At 68.0% G+C, this 14,199-nt stretch carries 14 protein-coding genes; 6 read left to right on the top strand and 8 right to left on the bottom strand.

Annotation, left to right across the window (positions count from 1 at the left end; translation table 11 throughout):
* Nucleotides 1-98: 98 nt before the first annotated feature.
* From ACIA49_RS05775 to ACIA49_RS05790, 4 genes are all read right to left on the bottom strand, one after another.
* Entirely contained in the window at nt 99-1,385 is a 1,287-nt protein-coding gene (locus tag ACIA49_RS05775) for an ABC transporter permease (protein ID WP_396375949.1), read from the bottom strand.
* Nucleotides 1,382-2,578 carry an ABC transporter permease gene (locus ACIA49_RS05780; RefSeq protein WP_396375950.1) on the bottom strand — a complete coding sequence of 399 codons (1,197 nt, stop codon included), beginning with the start codon at nt 2,576-2,578 and terminating at the stop codon, nt 1,382-1,384. Before ACIA49_RS05780 ends, ACIA49_RS05775 begins: the two co-directional genes overlap by 4 nt.
* On the bottom strand, nt 2,579-4,129 hold the full coding sequence (locus ACIA49_RS05785) for an ABC transporter ATP-binding protein (RefSeq protein WP_396375951.1): 1,551 nt from the start codon (nt 4,127-4,129) through the stop codon (nt 2,579-2,581).
* A gap of 84 nt (nt 4,130-4,213) precedes the next feature.
* Entirely contained in the window at nt 4,214-5,293 is a 1,080-nt protein-coding gene (locus ACIA49_RS05790; protein ID WP_396375952.1) for a BMP family protein, read from the bottom strand.
* Nucleotides 5,294-5,565: 272 nt separating this feature from the next.
* On the opposite strand from ACIA49_RS05790, the gene ACIA49_RS05795 reads away from it, so the two are divergent.
* Nucleotides 5,566-6,747 (top strand): amidohydrolase, encoded by a 1,182-nt coding sequence (locus ACIA49_RS05795; protein WP_396375953.1) that lies wholly within the window; start codon nt 5,566-5,568, stop codon nt 6,745-6,747.
* A gap of 149 nt (nt 6,748-6,896) precedes the next feature.
* Nucleotides 6,897-7,049: a hypothetical protein gene (locus tag ACIA49_RS05800; protein WP_396375954.1), complete on the top strand. Its 153-nt coding sequence runs from the start codon at nt 6,897-6,899 to the stop codon at nt 7,047-7,049.
* 162 nt (nt 7,050-7,211) lie between these two features.
* Here the strand turns inward: ACIA49_RS05800 and ACIA49_RS05805 are convergent, their stop codons facing one another.
* The 3 genes from ACIA49_RS05805 to ACIA49_RS05815 form a co-directional block, all read right to left on the bottom strand.
* Nucleotides 7,212-8,792, bottom strand: a complete 1,581-nt coding sequence (locus ACIA49_RS05805) for a methylmalonyl-CoA mutase (RefSeq protein ID WP_396375955.1) — start codon at nt 8,790-8,792, stop codon at nt 7,212-7,214.
* Nucleotides 8,793-8,971: 179 nt separating this feature from the next.
* Nucleotides 8,972-9,406 carry a type II toxin-antitoxin system VapC family toxin gene (locus ACIA49_RS05810; RefSeq protein ID WP_396375956.1) on the bottom strand — a complete coding sequence of 145 codons (435 nt, stop codon included), beginning with the start codon at nt 9,404-9,406 and terminating at the stop codon, nt 8,972-8,974.
* Nucleotides 9,407-9,700 carry a toxin-antitoxin system HicB family antitoxin gene (locus ACIA49_RS05815; RefSeq protein ID WP_396375957.1) on the bottom strand — a complete coding sequence of 98 codons (294 nt, stop codon included), beginning with the start codon at nt 9,698-9,700 and terminating at the stop codon, nt 9,407-9,409.
* Between the two features lie 195 nt (nt 9,701-9,895).
* Between ACIA49_RS05815 and ACIA49_RS05820 the strand changes: the two genes are divergently transcribed.
* Both ACIA49_RS05820 and ACIA49_RS05825 read left to right on the top strand, forming a co-directional pair.
* Entirely contained in the window at nt 9,896-11,020 is a 1,125-nt protein-coding gene (locus tag ACIA49_RS05820; RefSeq protein WP_391543639.1) for a glycosyltransferase family 4 protein, read from the top strand.
* Nucleotides 11,017-12,246, top strand: a complete 1,230-nt coding sequence (locus tag ACIA49_RS05825) for a glycosyltransferase (protein ID WP_396375958.1) — start codon at nt 11,017-11,019, stop codon at nt 12,244-12,246. Before ACIA49_RS05820 ends, ACIA49_RS05825 begins: the two co-directional genes overlap by 4 nt.
* Nucleotides 12,247-12,250: 4 nt before the next feature.
* Here ACIA49_RS05825 and ACIA49_RS05830 read toward each other — a convergent pair whose 3' ends face one another.
* Nucleotides 12,251-13,066, bottom strand: coding sequence for an MBL fold metallo-hydrolase (locus tag ACIA49_RS05830; protein ID WP_396375959.1), 816 nt, complete (start codon nt 13,064-13,066; stop codon nt 12,251-12,253).
* 320 nt (nt 13,067-13,386) lie between these two features.
* Between ACIA49_RS05830 and sdhC the strand changes: the two genes are divergently transcribed.
* The gene (gene sdhC / locus ACIA49_RS05835) at nt 13,387-13,719 is read left to right on the top strand and encodes a succinate dehydrogenase, cytochrome b556 subunit (RefSeq protein WP_380106187.1); all 333 of its coding nucleotides are present in this window, start codon (nt 13,387-13,389) and stop codon (nt 13,717-13,719) included.
* A gap of 1 nt (nt 13,720) precedes the next feature.
* On the top strand, nt 13,721-14,191 hold the full coding sequence (locus tag ACIA49_RS05840; protein WP_396375960.1) for a succinate dehydrogenase hydrophobic membrane anchor subunit: 471 nt from the start codon (nt 13,721-13,723) through the stop codon (nt 14,189-14,191).
* Nucleotides 14,192-14,199: the final 8 nt, after the last annotated feature.

Raw genomic sequence — 14,199 nt, forward strand, 5'->3', positions numbered from 1 at the left:
ACCTCCCGTTTAGTGGGTGAACCCACCAAGTGCGAGGTTCCCGTACCGAAATCCCGTGGGGGAACCTCCCGTTTAGTGGGTGAACCCACCAAACGGGGTTACTCGGTGACGTAGGGTTCGCCGTCGGCCTTGGGGGCTCGGACTCGGCCTACGAGGCCGGCTACGGCGATGATGGTGGCCAGGTAGGGAGCCATCAGCAGGAGCTCGCCGGGGATCGGGGTCTGGATGATCTGGAGCTGGGACTGCAATTGGGTGGCGAAGCCGAAGAACAGGGCCGCGACCATCGCGCCGATCGGGTGCCAGCGGCCCATGATCAGGGCGGCCAGCGCGATGAAGCCGTTCCCCGCGGTCATCTCCTTCGCGAAGGAACCGGCGTACCCGACGGTGAAGAACGCGCCACCGAGCCCAGCCAGAACGCCGGCCCACAGTACGGCGGAGTACCGCACTCGCTTGACCCGGATACCGACGGTGTCGGCGGCCTTCGGGTGCTCGCCGACCGCGCGGACCCGGAGGCCCCACCGGGTCTGGAAGAGCACGAACGTGACGACCGCGACCGCGATGTAGGTCAGGTAGACCAGCACGGTCTGGTTGAACAGGATCGGCCCGATGAACGGGATGTCACCCAGTCCGGGGATCTTCACCGCCGACAGCACGTCCGGCGTGTTCAGGTGCGCCGCGTCCTCCTGCAGGAACTGGTCGAACAGGAAGCCCGTCACACCGGTCGCGAACACGACCAGGACGACGCCGAGCACCACCTGGTTCACCAGGTACTTGATCGAGAACACCGCGAGCAGAACAGCCATCAGTACGCCGGACACCGCTGCCGCGATCAACGCCGCGACCGGGCTTCCCGTCGTACTGGCGACCACCGCCGCCGTGAACGCGCCGACCAGGAACTGGCCCTCGATCGCGATGTTGATGACACCGGCCCGCTCACACAGCACGCCGGCCAGCGCGCCGAGGATCAGCGGAGTGGCGAAGTTCAGCGTGCCCTGGAACTGGTTGGCCAGCGGGAAGGTCTTGCCCGCCGCGGCCCAGCACAGGAAGGCCCCGATGAAGCTGACACCCAGTACGACGGCCAGCCAGCCGGACCACTTCTGCGGGACCCGGCGCAGTACGTAGGCGACCGCGGCGAGGACGCCGAGGGCACCGAGCAGCAGCGCGACCGGCTTGGCGGGCAGACCGAGCAGGTTGCCGGTCAGATCGCCGGAGACCAGCTGGAACGTCGCCTTGCCGCTCTTGGTGAAGATCGCCAGACCGAGACCGATCAGCGCGAAGACCAGCATCAGACCGCCGACGCGCAACCGGCGAACGCGGTCCGCGGGTGCTTCGATCGCCACCGGAGCGGCGGCCGGCACAGTGTCCTGAACCGTCGAGGAGCTCATCCGTTCCAACCCTTCGCGAGGATGGTCCCGGATCCGCGGTCCTTCGGCAGGAACCGGAAGACCGAGCGGACCAGCGCGGGAGCCGCCACGAACAGCACGATCGTTGCCTGCAGCACCGTTGTCAGTGTCAGCGGGGTCTGCGTGATCAGCTGCATCTGCAGACCGCCCGCGTTCAGTGCGCCGAAGAGCAGACCGGCCAGCACGGTGCCGAGCGGCGTACCGCGGCCGAGCAGCGCGACGGTGATCGCGTCGAACCCGACCGAGGCGGCCACGCCGTCGGTCAGCGGCAGGTCGGTACCGAGGACCTGCTGGGTGCCGGCGAGACCGGCGAGTGCACCGGCGACGACCATCGCGATCACGTAGGCCCGGCCGACCGACATACCGGCCGTCTTCGAGGCGTCCGCGTTCGCACCGACCGCGCGCAGCTCGAAGCCGATCGTCGACTTGTTCAGCAGCCACCAGACGAAGACCGCGGCGACCAGTGCCAGCAGGAAGCCGAGATGCAGCCGGGTGTCACCGAACTGCGGGTACTGCGCGTTGGCGTCGACGACCGGTGAGATCGGGTCGGCCCGGCCGGGACGCTGGAAGGTCGTTGTCGTCAACAACCATTGCAGCAGGTAGATCGCGACATAGTTCAGCATGATCGTGACGATCACTTCGTGAGCGCCGGTGCGAGCCTTCAGCAGGCCGACCACACCGCCCCAGATGGCGCCGCCGATCAGGCCGGCGACGATCGCGACGATCAGGTGCAGGACCGGCGGCAGGTGCCACGCGAAACCGACGTACCCGGCGAGGACCGCGCCCATGATCAGCTGGCCCTGGGCGCCGATGTTGAACAGTCCGGTCCGGAACGCGAGCGAGACCGCGAGACCGCCGCAGATCAGCGGGGTGGCCTGGGTCAGCGACTCGCTGATCGGGTCGATCCCGCCGATCGCGCCGACCGCGAGCGCCTTGTAGGCCTCGCCGACCGCCGAGAGCGCCGCGGAGATCGTGTCCATCGGCGCCGCGCCGAAGTACCCGACCGCTGTCTTCACGTCGTCGTCGCCGACGATGATCAGGATCGCGCCGACCAGCAGCGCCAGCACGATCGCGCTCAGCGAGACGAGGCCCTGGATCGCCCACGACGGCAGCCCGGACCGCTCCGGCGCCTGGGCCGGCCGCTGCACTGGGGCCGGGGCTGTTTCTGTGCTCATCTAGATGGTTCCCAACGTGGTCGGGTGCTCGATCGCGACGTCGTGCGCCTCGGACTTGGAGGCACCGGCCATCATCAGGCCGAGCTCGTCGCGTGGGGTGTCGGCCGGTACGACGCCGACCACCTTGCCGCGGTACATCACCGCGACCCGATCGGCCAGGGCCGCGATCTCGTCCAGCTCGGTGGAGACGATCAGGACCGCCGTACCCTGGTCACGCTCTTGCACGATCCGGTGGTGCAGGAACTCGATCGAGCCGACGTCCACGCCGCGGGTCGGCTGCGAGGCGACCAGCAGCTTCAGCGGCCGGGACAGCTCGCGAGCCAGCACGACCTTCTGCTGGTTGCCGCCGGACAGCGACGACACGGTCAGGCCGATGCCCTGGGTGCGGATGTCGAACTCGTCCACCCGGGCGCGCGCGTTCTCGTCGATCGCGTCGGTGTTCAGCGCGAGCCCGTTGCCGAACGGCGCGTTGCGGAACAGGTCGAGGACCAGGTTCTCGGCGACCGTGAACGAGCCGACGAAACCGTCATGCCCACGGTCCTCCGGGACGTACCCGATGCCGGCGTCGAGGCGGTGCCGGGTCGACTTGCCGGTCAGCTCCTGACCGTCCAGCGTGATGCTGCCGGCGGCGATCGGAGTGAGGCCCAGCAGCGCCTCGGCGAGCTCGGTCTGACCGTTGCCCTGGACACCCGCCACCGCGAGGATCTCGCCGGCCCGGACCTCCAGGTCGATGTTGTCGACGGCGGTGAAGCCACGCTCGTCGATCACGGTCAGACCGCTGACCCGCAGTACGGCGTCCTTCGGCTGCGCCGGCTCCTTGTCGACCACCAGGTCGACCGCACGGCCGACCATCAGCTCGGCCAGCTCCTCCTCGGTCGCGGAGGGCTCGGCCTGGCCAACCACCTTGCCGCGGCGGATCACGGTGATCTTGTCCGCGATCGCCTTGACCTCTTTGAGCTTGTGGGTGATGAAGACGATCGAGGTGCCGTTCTCCTTGAGCTGGCGCATCACCGCGATCAGCTCGTCGATCTCGGCCGGCGTCAGCACCGCGGTCGGCTCGTCCAGGATCAGCACCTTGGCGTCGTTCGTCAGCGCCTTGATGATCTCGACCCGCTGCTGGACACCGACCGGGATGTCCTCGACCAGCGCCTCGGGGTCGACCTCGAACCCGTACCGCTCGGAGAGCTCGGTGACGAGCCGGTTCGCCTTCTTGCGATCCAGTACGCCGCCGGCGTGGGTGTTCTCCCGGCCGAGCATGATGTTCTCGGCGACGGTGAAGACCGGGACCAGCATGAAGTGCTGGTGCACCATGCCGATGCCGTGGTTGATCGCGTCGCTCGGCGAGGTGATCTTGACCTTGTCGCCGTCGATCACGATCTCGCCGGAGTCGGGCTGCAGCAGCCCGTAGAGCATGTTCATCAACGTGCTCTTGCCGGCCCCGTTCTCACCGAGCAGACAGTGGATCTCGCCCGGTTCGATGACCAGGTCGATGTGATCGTTGGCGACCAGCGAGCCGAAGCTCTTCGTCAGGCCGGACAGCTCGAGATGCATGCAGCCCCTCTTCTCAGACCGAGAGCCAGGAAGGCTCGACCTGGTCGGTCTGCCTTCCTGGCTCGCACCGTACTACGGAGGAGATCAGGACGCCTGCGGCTGCGCCTTGGACGTGATGGTGATCTTGCCGCCGATGATGTCGGTCTTGATCTGGTCCAGCTCGGTCTTCAGCTCGGCCGGGACCTTGCTGTCGAACTCGTGGAACGGAGCCAGCCCGGTGCCGCCGTTCTCCAGCGTGCCGATGAACTGCTTGTTGTCGAACTTGTTGTCGACGACCGAGGTGACCGCGTCCTGAACGGCGACGTCCATACCCTTCTTGACGCTGCTGATCAGGACCGAGCAGTACTCGGCGGCGGACTCACAGCCGTCGGTGTCGACCCAGATCGCGTTGACCTTGCCGTTGCTGGCCTTGGCGGCCTGCAGACCACCCAGACCCGACGGGCCGGCCACCGGGAAGATGATGTCCGCGCCCTGGGTGATCAGGTTCTGGGCGTTGTTCTGGCCCTTGGCCTTGTCCTCGAAGTCACCGGTGAACAGGCCCTCCTGCTTGGCCTCGTCCCAGCCGAGCAGGGTGACGTTCTTCGACTTCTGCTTGTTGTAGTACGCCACGCCTTCGGCGAACCCGTCCATGAAGATCGTCACCGGCGGGATCTTGAGGCCGCCGAAGGTCCCGACCTTGCCGGACTTCGACATCGCGGCGGCCAGGTAGCCGGCCTGGAACGATGCCTGCGCGGTGTTGAAGCTGAGCGGCTTCACGTTGGCGATCGGCTTCGCCGGAGCGGAGTCGACGATCGCGAACTTGATGCCGGCGTTCGCGTTCGCGGCCTTGTCGGTGGCGTCCTCGAGCTTGAAGCCGACGGCCACGATCACGTTGCACTTGGCCGCGACCATCGCGGTCATGTTGGTCGGGTAGTCGTTGTCCGACTTCGACTCGGCCTTGACCTCGGTCAGGCCCTTGGCCTTCACCGCGTCCTGCAGACCCTTGTACGACGTCTGGTTGAACGACTTGTCGTCGAAACCACCGGAGTCGGAGACCATGCAGGCCTTGAACGCCTTGTTGTCCGAGCCTCCGCTCGTCCCGCTGTCCGTCGGCTTGCTACCACAAGCGGCAACGGCGAGCGTCAGCACGCCCACGATCGCGGTTCCCCGCACGAACTTCTTCACCGGACGTCTCCTTCGTCGTACCAGACTGTTGGCCCGCACGCCTGCCCCTGCGTGCCATCCGCAGACTATAGGGGCGGCCAGTGTTAGTTAGAACGCCAAGTTGACCTCGATACCGGAAAGTGACCGGCACTTTCGTCACATTTCCGCAACTCCTGCGGTGCGATCACCGAGCGCCCGGCGGCGGTCACGCTGCGCACGCTCCGTGGTTGCGCTCACCGTGTGTCGCGCTAACAGTGGGTGAACGATTCAGGGCTCATGTCACAATCGCGGGCATGAGTCATCAGTTGCTGGTCGCCGACGTCCTCGCGCGGGTCGAGGAGGTGCGCGAGACCACGCTCGACCTGCGGCGTGATCTGCACGCCCACCCCGAACTCGGCTGGCACGAGGTCTGGACCACCGAGGTCCTGGAGCGGATCCTGAAGGACGCCGGCCTCTCGCCGCGCGTGCTGCCGACCGGTACCGGGCTCATCTGCGACATCGGCTCCGGTGACTCGTGCGTCGCGCTGCGCGCCGACATCGACGCGCTGCCGGTACCGGACGGCGTCGAGGCGCCGTGGCGGTCGACGATCGACGGCGTGGCCCACGCCTGCGGTCACGACATCCACACGTCCGGCTTGGTCGGCGCCGCGCTGGTGCTGGCCGGCATGGCTCGCGACGGACAGCTCGATCGGCGAGTCCGGCTGATCTTCCAGCCGGCCGAAGAGGTGATGCCCGGTGGCGCGCTGGGGGTCATCGCGGCGGGCGGACTGGACGGCGTACGGCGGATCTATGGCGTGCACTGCGATCCGCGCCTGCAGGTTGGTCAGGTCGGCCTGCGTGTCGGCGCGCTGACCGCGGCAGCCGACCGCATCCTCGTCCGGTTGAGCGGACCCGGCGGTCACACCTCCCGCCCGCACCTCACCGGCGACCTCGTCTACGCGCTGGCCTCGTTGGTAACCGAACTCCCGGCCGCCTTGTCGCGCCGTGTCGACCCTCGCGCCGGCATGTCGCTCGTCTGGGGCCGCATCACCTCCGGCTCCGCCGCCAACGCCATCCCCTCCCGAGGCGAGGCCGAAGGCACCCTCCGCTGCCTCGACGTCAACGCCTGGCGCCAGGCCGCCGACCTCATCCCCAAGCTCGCCAACCAGTTGGTCGCCCCGTACGGCGTCCAGGTCGACACCGAGGTCACCCACGGCGTCCCGCCCGTCATGAACGACCCCACCGCCATCGACGTCTTCCGCTCCGCCGCCCAGCAAACCCTCGGCGCCGGCGCCATCGCCCCCACCGACCAGTCCCTCGGCGGCGAAGACTTCGCCTGGTACCTCGAGCACGTCCCCGGCGCCATGGCCCGCCTAGGCGTCCGCCCGCCCACCCTCGACACCACCGGCGACCTCCACACCCCCACCTTCGACCCGTCGGAAGAGTCCATCTCCCTAGCCACCACCCTCCTCACCTCAGCCGCCCTCCTCGACTAAAACGACACCGCTCCGCGGCGACTGCCCCTTGCCACTCCGGCGGAGCTCGCACCGCGGTTCCGCGCGAGTCGACGAGCGCTAAGCCCATGCTCATCGCAACTGCATGTCCGGCCGGAGCGCGTCTCGCACCAGCGGAGGAAGATGGCGGCATGGGTGCGAAGCGCGAGTTGTCGGTGACGGTCGACCGGGCTCTGGTCGAGGCTGCCCGCGCCGCCGTGGCTGCTGGACGGGCGGCGAGCGTGAGCGCGTGGGTCAACGCGGCTCCCCGTCGCGAGTTGGGGCGGACGCCAGACACTCACTAAGTCGCGGTCGCCCGCCGGCGCCACGCCTGGCTCGGCTCATCAGGAAGGCGCGTGCGGCACTTGGTGAGTGGCTCAGGTCCGCCGCCGCTCCACCAACCCCAGCCCGGCACCACGCAGCGCTCCCGCCGGAGGCGCAAAAGAGCCGACGCCGGAGCGGTGTCCTTAAAAGGTGTCGGCGGGGACGTAGACGCCCCAGACCTCGCGGAGGGTGTTGCAGACTTCGCCGACGGTGGCTCGGGCTTTGAGGGCCCGCTTCATGGGGTAGAGGCAGTTGTCGGTGCCTTCGGCGGCCTTCTTCAGTTCGGCCAGGGCTTCGTCGACCTCGGCCTGGTCGCGTTCGGCGCGCAGGGTGGCCAGGCGGGCTACCTGCTGGGCTTCGATGGCGGGGTCGACGCGGAGGGGCTCGTAGGGCTCCTCCTCGCTGATCCTGAACTTGTTCATCCCGACCACGACGCGTTCGGCCGAGTCGATCTCGAGCGAGATCTGGTACGCCGACTGCTCGATCTCCTGCTTCTGGAAGCCCTTCTCGATCGCGGCGACCGCACCGCCGTACTCCTCGACCTGCTTCATCAACTCGACGGCCTCGGCCTCGACCTCGTCGGTCAGGGCCTCGACGACATACGAGCCGGCAAACGGATCCACCGTCGCGGTGATGTCCGTTTCGTACGCCAGCACCTGCTGCGTGCGCAGCGCCAGCCGCGCAGCCTTCTCGGTCGGTAGGGCGATCGCCTCGTCGTACGAGTTGGTGTGCAGCGACTGCGTCCCACCCAGTACGGCGGCCAACCCCTGCACGGCGACCCGTACCAGGTTGATCTCGGGCTGCTGGGCGGTCAGCTGCACGCCGGCGGTCTGCGTGTGGAAGCGCAACATCTGCGACTTCGGGTTCTTGGCGCCGAACTCGTCCCGCATCACCCGCGCCCAGATCCGGCGCGCGGCACGGAACTTCGCGACCTCTTCGAGCAGCGTCGTCCGCGCCACGAAGAAGAACGACAACCGTGGTGCGAACTCGTCGACGTCCAGCCCGGACGCGACCGCGGCCCGCACGTACTCGATCCCGTCCGCGAGCGTGAACCCGATCTCCTGCGCGGGCGTCGCGCCCGCCTCGGCCATGTGGTAGCCGGAGATCGAGATCGTGTTCCAGCGCGGCAGTTCCGCCTTGCAGTACGCGAAGATGTCGCTGATCAGCCGCAGCGACTCCTTCGGCGGGTAGATGTAGGTCCCCCGCGCGATGTACTCCTTCAGTACGTCGTTCTGGATCGTCCCCGTGAGCTGCTCACCGGAGACCCCTTGCTCCTCGGCGACGAGTTGGTACAGCAGCAACAGCACCGAGCCCGGCGCGTTGATCGTCATCGAGGTGGACACCTGGTCCAGCGGGATCCGGTCGAACAGGATCCGCATGTCGTCGATCGAGTCGATCGCCACCCCGACCTTGCCGACCTCGCCGGACGCGATCGCGGCGTCGGAGTCGTACCCCATCTGCGTCGGCAGGTCGAAGGCCACCGACAGCCCCATGGTCCCCGCGTCGATCAGCTGGTGGTACCGCTGGTTCGACTCCGCGGCCGTCCCGAACCCGGCGTACTGACGCATCGTCCACGGCCGCTGGGTGTACATGGTCGGGTAGACACCCCGGGTGTACGGGAACTTCCCCGGCTCCCCCAGTTTCGCCGCGGGATCGAACCCGTCCAGCGTGCCCGCGTCGTACACCGGCGCGAACTCGAACCCGGACTCACTGCGATGACTCATCTCCCCACCGTAGGCGCAACCACCCCTCCACTGGTATGCACCACCCCCGTGAGATCGGGCACGCAGCCCGGTTGCGGGGGCGGGGCCCACGCAGCGGTCGCCGGGCACCGCCTGCTGACCAGGGATGCCACCCGCTACGGCACGTACGTTCCCCTCGTCACCTCGAACAGCTGATGCCTTCAGAGCACCAGGAAGCCGAGCTTGGCCGCCACTTCTGCCTGAGCCGAGTCGCGGCTGGCGAATCCGCAGGACTCCGGCGACGCCAGCGGCAACGCGGCCAGCTCGGCCACCGCCAGGTGCAACGCATCCAATGACCTGATCGCGTACTCGCGAACGATCTCGGTCGCCCGCGCCTCGACCGCCACCGCGTCCGGGCGGAGCAGAGTAACCGGGCCATCAACCGCCGTGTCCGCCTCGAACGCCGCCAGGAGGTCATCCAGGTTCGCACGACCACCACGGGCGGCACGCGTCAGAGCGCTGGTGACCTCGACCAGCGTCCAGGTAGACGTCACCAACGCATCCTCGCCGACCAACAGATCGTTTGCGGCCGCGTGCCCGTCTTCGTCCGGCAGGTAAGCGCGTACCAGCACGGACGAGTCGACATAGATGATCATTCAGCGGCCGTCTTCCATGATTTCGTCGACAACCTGTCCCAAACCGCGCGCCGAATCGAGTGCTGCTCGCCGTTCAGCCGGAGACAGCAGCCGGCGCGGCGCGTGCGGTTCCGCCAGCACCCCCAACTGATGGGCCTTGGCTCGCAGCCGTCGTCGTAACGAGGCAGCGTCTTCCTCGATCACGTGGTCGAGTAGTTCAGTCGCCAGCGCATTGACCGACTGCCCCTGTTCCTGGGCGCGAGCCGTCAACCTGGCATGCAGGTCGTCAGGTACACGAAGTAGCAGCTGTCTCATGGGTGCATGATATCAATCCAACTCGAATCGTGCTATCACCTGTTGTTGTCCCCGCCCGTTCGCGTTCTGGCAGCGACATGACGCCAGCATGTCACCGGGCAGACATCAAGCGTCCTTGAACGCGTCGACAGGGAATCCACAACGTGTCACGGACACGTCGCCGAGGGTTCATGCGCGGTGGGGAACCTCCGAAGTGTGCGAATCGTGATGGTTGCCGAGACCTTCCTGCCGCAGATCAATGGCGTGGCGAACACGGCTCGCCATGTCGCCGACCGGCTCCGGGCCCGCGGGCACGAGCTGCTCATCATCGCGCCCGGACCGGGCCCCGACAGTTACGGCGACGTGCAGGTGATCCGGGCGCGGAGCTTCCGGACACCGGGGTACAAGGAGTTCCCGGTCGGGCTGCCGGACCCCTCGATCGAGCGGGCGATGGCCGAGTTCAAGCCCGATCTGGTGCACCTGGCCTCGCCGTTCATCATCGGCGCCTACGGGCTGCGGGCGGCGCGCCGGCTCGGGCTGCCGACGGTCGCGATCTTCCAGACCGATATCGCCGGTTTCGCCCGGCAGTACCCCTGGTTCGCCGCCGCGGACCGCGGGATCTGGCGCTGGGTACGGCGGACGCACTCGCGCGCCGACCGCACCTTGGCCCCGTCGACCGCGTCGGTGGAGGCGCTCGTGCAGGGTGGCGTCCCGCGGGTCTACCACTGGGGCCGCGGCGTGAACCTCGACCTGTTCGACCCGCAGCACCGGGACGAGAGCTGGCGCCGGGAGATCTCCCCGGACGGCAAGCCGATCGTCGGGTACGTCGGCCGGCTGGCCGCGGAGAAGAAGGTGCGGCGGCTGGCCGAGCTGACCGATCTGGACTGCCGGATCGTGATCGTCGGCGACGGTCCGGACCGCGCCTCACTGGAGCACGCGTTGCCGCAGGCAACTTTCCTCGGGATGCGCCGGGGCGCCGACCTGGCCTCGATCTTCGCCGGGCTGGACGTCTTCGTGCACACCGGTGAACACGAGACCTTCTGCCAGACCATCCAAGAGGCGCAGGCCTCCGGGGTCGCCACCGTCGGCCCGGCCGCCGGCGGTCCGCTGGACCTGATCCACCCCGGCGTCAACGGCCTGCTCTTCGAACCGGGCGAGGCCGGTTCACTGCGCACCGCCGTCAAAACCCTGCTCGACCACCCCGAGGCCCGCGGCCGGATGGCCGCCAGCGGCCTCCAGCGAGTCCAGTCCCGCACCTGGCCGGCGGTGGTCGACGACCTGGTCGACCGGCACTACGCCCAGGTCCTCCGCGACGCCGCCGCCGTCCGGCGGGTCGCGTGAGTAGCCTGCGGATCGCGCAGCTCGCGAATTTCGTCGGTCCGACCTCGGGCGGGATGCGGACCGCGATCGAGCACATCGGTCGCGGGTACGTCGATGCCGGCGCGGACCGGATCGTCATCACGCCAGGCGAGCGGGACGAGATCGTCGAGACCGAGTTCGGCACGGTGGTCCGGGTGAAGGCGCCCAAGGTGAGTGGCGGCTACCGGCTGATCACCACGCCGTGGAACGTGATCGACGTACTGAAGAAGTTCCAGCCGACCACGGTCGAGATCTCCGACAAGTCGACGCTGCTCCCGGTGGCACGCTGGGCGCGCAAGAACGACATCGGCACCGTCCTGTTCAGCCACGAGCGCCTGGACGCCATGCTGGCGCTCGGTGCTGCGCGACCCGGCCAGCTCGGCGGGCACGACGTACTGCGTCCCGGCCGGATGCTGGGCGAGGTCACCACCTACACGAGTCGCTGGACCGGCGAGAGCGTCCAGCGGCGAGCAGAGGGCGTGAAGGCCAGCCAGCTGCATGTGGTCGCCACAGTGGCCGCGCTCTACAAGATCCTCAGCCGCACGTACGACGCGGTCGTGGTGACGTCCCGGTACGCCGCAGCCGAGTTCGACGATGTGACCACGCCGCTGGTCCGGATCCCGCTCGGTGTCGACCTGGAGACCTTCCACCCGTCACTCGGCCAGCCGGCAGATGACGGCGTACTGAAGCTCGTACATGCCGGCAGGCTGTCCCGCGAGAAGAGCCCGCACCTCGCGGTCGCCACTGCGGCTGAGCTGCACCGGCGCGGTGTGAAGCTGCAGATGGATGTGTACGGCACCGGCCCACATCTCGACGAACTGCTCGAGATCGCGGGCTCGGCGCCGATCACCTTCCACGGGTACGTCGACGGTCGCCACAAGCTGGCCACCCATCTGGCCGAGGCGGACATCGCCCTGTCGGTCTGCCCAGGCGAGACGTTCGGCCTCGCTGTACTGGAGGCTCTCGCGGCCGGTACGCCGGTCGTCACCGCGAACACCGGTGGCGCCCGCGAGCTGGTCGACGAGACCTGCGGCCGCTGGGGCCAGGCCAACCCGTCCGCCCTGGCCGACGCCGTGCTCCAGCTGGCGCAGGTCCCCGGCCGCCGAGCCGCAGCCCGTCGCCGGGCCGAGCTCTACGACTGGGACACCTGCATCCGCCACATGCTCGCCCTCCACACCCGCCTCGCCCAGTCCCGCATCGCCGCCTGAGCCATCAGGTGAGGTGGTCGTACTCTCCGCTGGTCCAGGCCATGTGTCGGTCAGCAGAACGCCGTACGACGGCCTTGGCGTCGACCGGGATGACCGAGCCGAAGTTGTTGTAGAGCCGGTCGAACTCGTACGGGTCCAACGCCTTCGCCACCCGGTCGACGACCGCACCCGACAGCGGGATGCGGTTCGGGTAGCTGCGCATGAAGCTCACCGAGGTGCGGTCCGGGTTCGCGAAGATGGTGTCTCCGGAGAGCACGACTCCCTTGCCCTCGGCACCATCTGCCCAGTGCACGACCGCGCTCCCGGGGAAATGACCGCCTGGCTGGATGATGGTTACTCCGGGCAACGGCTTCAGTACGCCGGTCCAGGGCGTGATGGCCGCATCCTGCCGGGCCACCCAATGGGCGTCCGGTTCGGAGACGTAGACCGGCACGTTCCCCAGCCGGTGGCTCCACTCGACCTGGACGCCGTACATATGGGGGTGGCTGGCAACGATCCCGACCACGTCGCCGAGCTCCCGGATCCGCCGTACGGCGTCGTCATCCACATAGCCGATCGGGTCCCACAGCAGGTTGCCCTCGGCAGTTGTCACCAGCATCGACTGCTGCCCGATCCCCACCGGCGGCTTGGACGTCACGCCGTACAGGCCCGGCTCGACCTCCTCGACGGCTACCGACGTGCCCGCCGCGGACAGCTCGTCCAGCGTGGTCCAGTGCTGACCGTCGGCCGGTACCCACTGCCGCTCGTCGGCGCAGATCGCACAGACCTCGACCTGCTCGGAGTGCTCGACCGCACAGGTCGCACAGATCCAGAAACTCACCGTAATCTCCCCTCAATTGGTGCTCAGACTCTCGGCCTTCAAGCCCGGTTGAAGTCAAGGACACGACGGGGTCAGCCGTCGAGGGCCACTCGTGACCCAGGTCGCAGGGCCATTGCAGGGGACCCTCCGACACGCGCGAGAGCGATGTCACACCTGTCAGGACAAAAGCGCCAACCCAGCGGGACTACCATCGAACCCGGCCGGGTTTCCACCGGCCGAGCCGATCGCGGCAGCCGCACCGGCTCTCTTTTCCGAGATCCGATCGGAGGATCGGTTTGCCCAGCAAACCAGCCGGCACGCTCTACCGTGGCCGGGAGGGCATGTGGTCATGGGTCGCGCACCGGATCACCGGCGTGGGAATCTTCTTCTTCCTGCTCGTGCATGTGCTCGACACAGCGCTGGTCCGGGTGTCGCCGGAGGCCTACAACGAGGTCATCGGCACCTACAAGAACCCGATCGTCGGCCTGATGGAGGTCGGCCTGGTCGGGGCCATCCTGTTCCACGCGTTCAACGGCATCCGGCTGATCCTGGTCGACTTCTGGGCCAAGGGCCCGCGGAACCAGCGCAAGCTGATGATCGGCGTCGGCGTGATCTGGGTCGTCCTGTTCGTGCCGTTCGTGATCCGGCACCTGACGCACGTCTTCGGAGGCTGAGATGAGCGACCTGTCATCCTCCAACTTGGCGACTCCGCGCTCCAGCACCCGAGCACGCTCCCTCAAGGGCGGCGGCCGGAACCGGTCGGGCCAGACCAACTTCGAGCTGTACAGCTGGCTGTTCATGCGGCTGTCCGGGCTCGCGCTGGTGGTCCTGGTGCTCGGTCACCTGTTCGTGAACCTGATGCTCGGCGGCGGGATCACCGCGCTCGACTTCGGCTTCGTGGCCGGTAAGTGGGCCAACCCGCTGTGGCAGGTCTGGGACCTGCTGATGCTGTGGCTGGCGATGCTGCACGGCAGCAACGGGATGCGCACGATCATCAACGACTACGCGGAGAAGGACCAGACGCGGTTCTGGCTGAAGGCCCTGCTGATCACCGCGGCGATCGTGATCGTCGTCCTCGGCACGCTGGTCATCTTCACCTTCGATCCCTGCCTGGACCCCAGCTCCACGCTGTCGGTCTGCAAGTAAGGAACCTC

This window comes from Kribbella sp. NPDC051587, assembly GCF_044453945.1.
In the GTDB taxonomy this organism is placed as follows: domain Bacteria; phylum Actinomycetota; class Actinomycetes; order Propionibacteriales; family Kribbellaceae; genus Kribbella.

Excerpts from the sequence above, each read along its gene's own strand:
- ACIA49_RS05810 (WP_396375956.1), bottom strand. The coding sequence starts at position 9,406 with ATGATCATCTATGTCGACTCGTCCGTGCTGGTACGCGCTTACCTGCCG.
- sdhC (WP_380106187.1), top strand. The coding sequence starts at position 13,387 with ATGTGGTCATGGGTCGCGCACCGGATCACCGGCGTGGGAATCTTCTTC.
- ACIA49_RS05805 (WP_396375955.1), bottom strand. The coding sequence starts at position 8,792 with ATGAGTCATCGCAGTGAGTCCGGGTTCGAGTTCGCGCCGGTGTACGAC.
- ACIA49_RS05800 (WP_396375954.1), top strand. The coding sequence starts at position 6,897 with ATGGGTGCGAAGCGCGAGTTGTCGGTGACGGTCGACCGGGCTCTGGTC.
- ACIA49_RS05840 (WP_396375960.1), top strand. The coding sequence starts at position 13,721 with ATGAGCGACCTGTCATCCTCCAACTTGGCGACTCCGCGCTCCAGCACC.
- ACIA49_RS05785 (WP_396375951.1), bottom strand. The coding sequence starts at position 4,129 with ATGCATCTCGAGCTGTCCGGCCTGACGAAGAGCTTCGGCTCGCTGGTC.
- ACIA49_RS05795 (WP_396375953.1), top strand. The coding sequence starts at position 5,566 with ATGAGTCATCAGTTGCTGGTCGCCGACGTCCTCGCGCGGGTCGAGGAG.
- ACIA49_RS05775 (WP_396375949.1), bottom strand. The coding sequence starts at position 1,385 with ATGAGCTCCTCGACGGTTCAGGACACTGTGCCGGCCGCCGCTCCGGTG.
- ACIA49_RS05815 (WP_396375957.1), bottom strand. The coding sequence starts at position 9,700 with ATGAGACAGCTGCTACTTCGTGTACCTGACGACCTGCATGCCAGGTTG.
- ACIA49_RS05780 (WP_396375950.1), bottom strand. The coding sequence starts at position 2,578 with ATGAGCACAGAAACAGCCCCGGCCCCAGTGCAGCGGCCGGCCCAGGCG.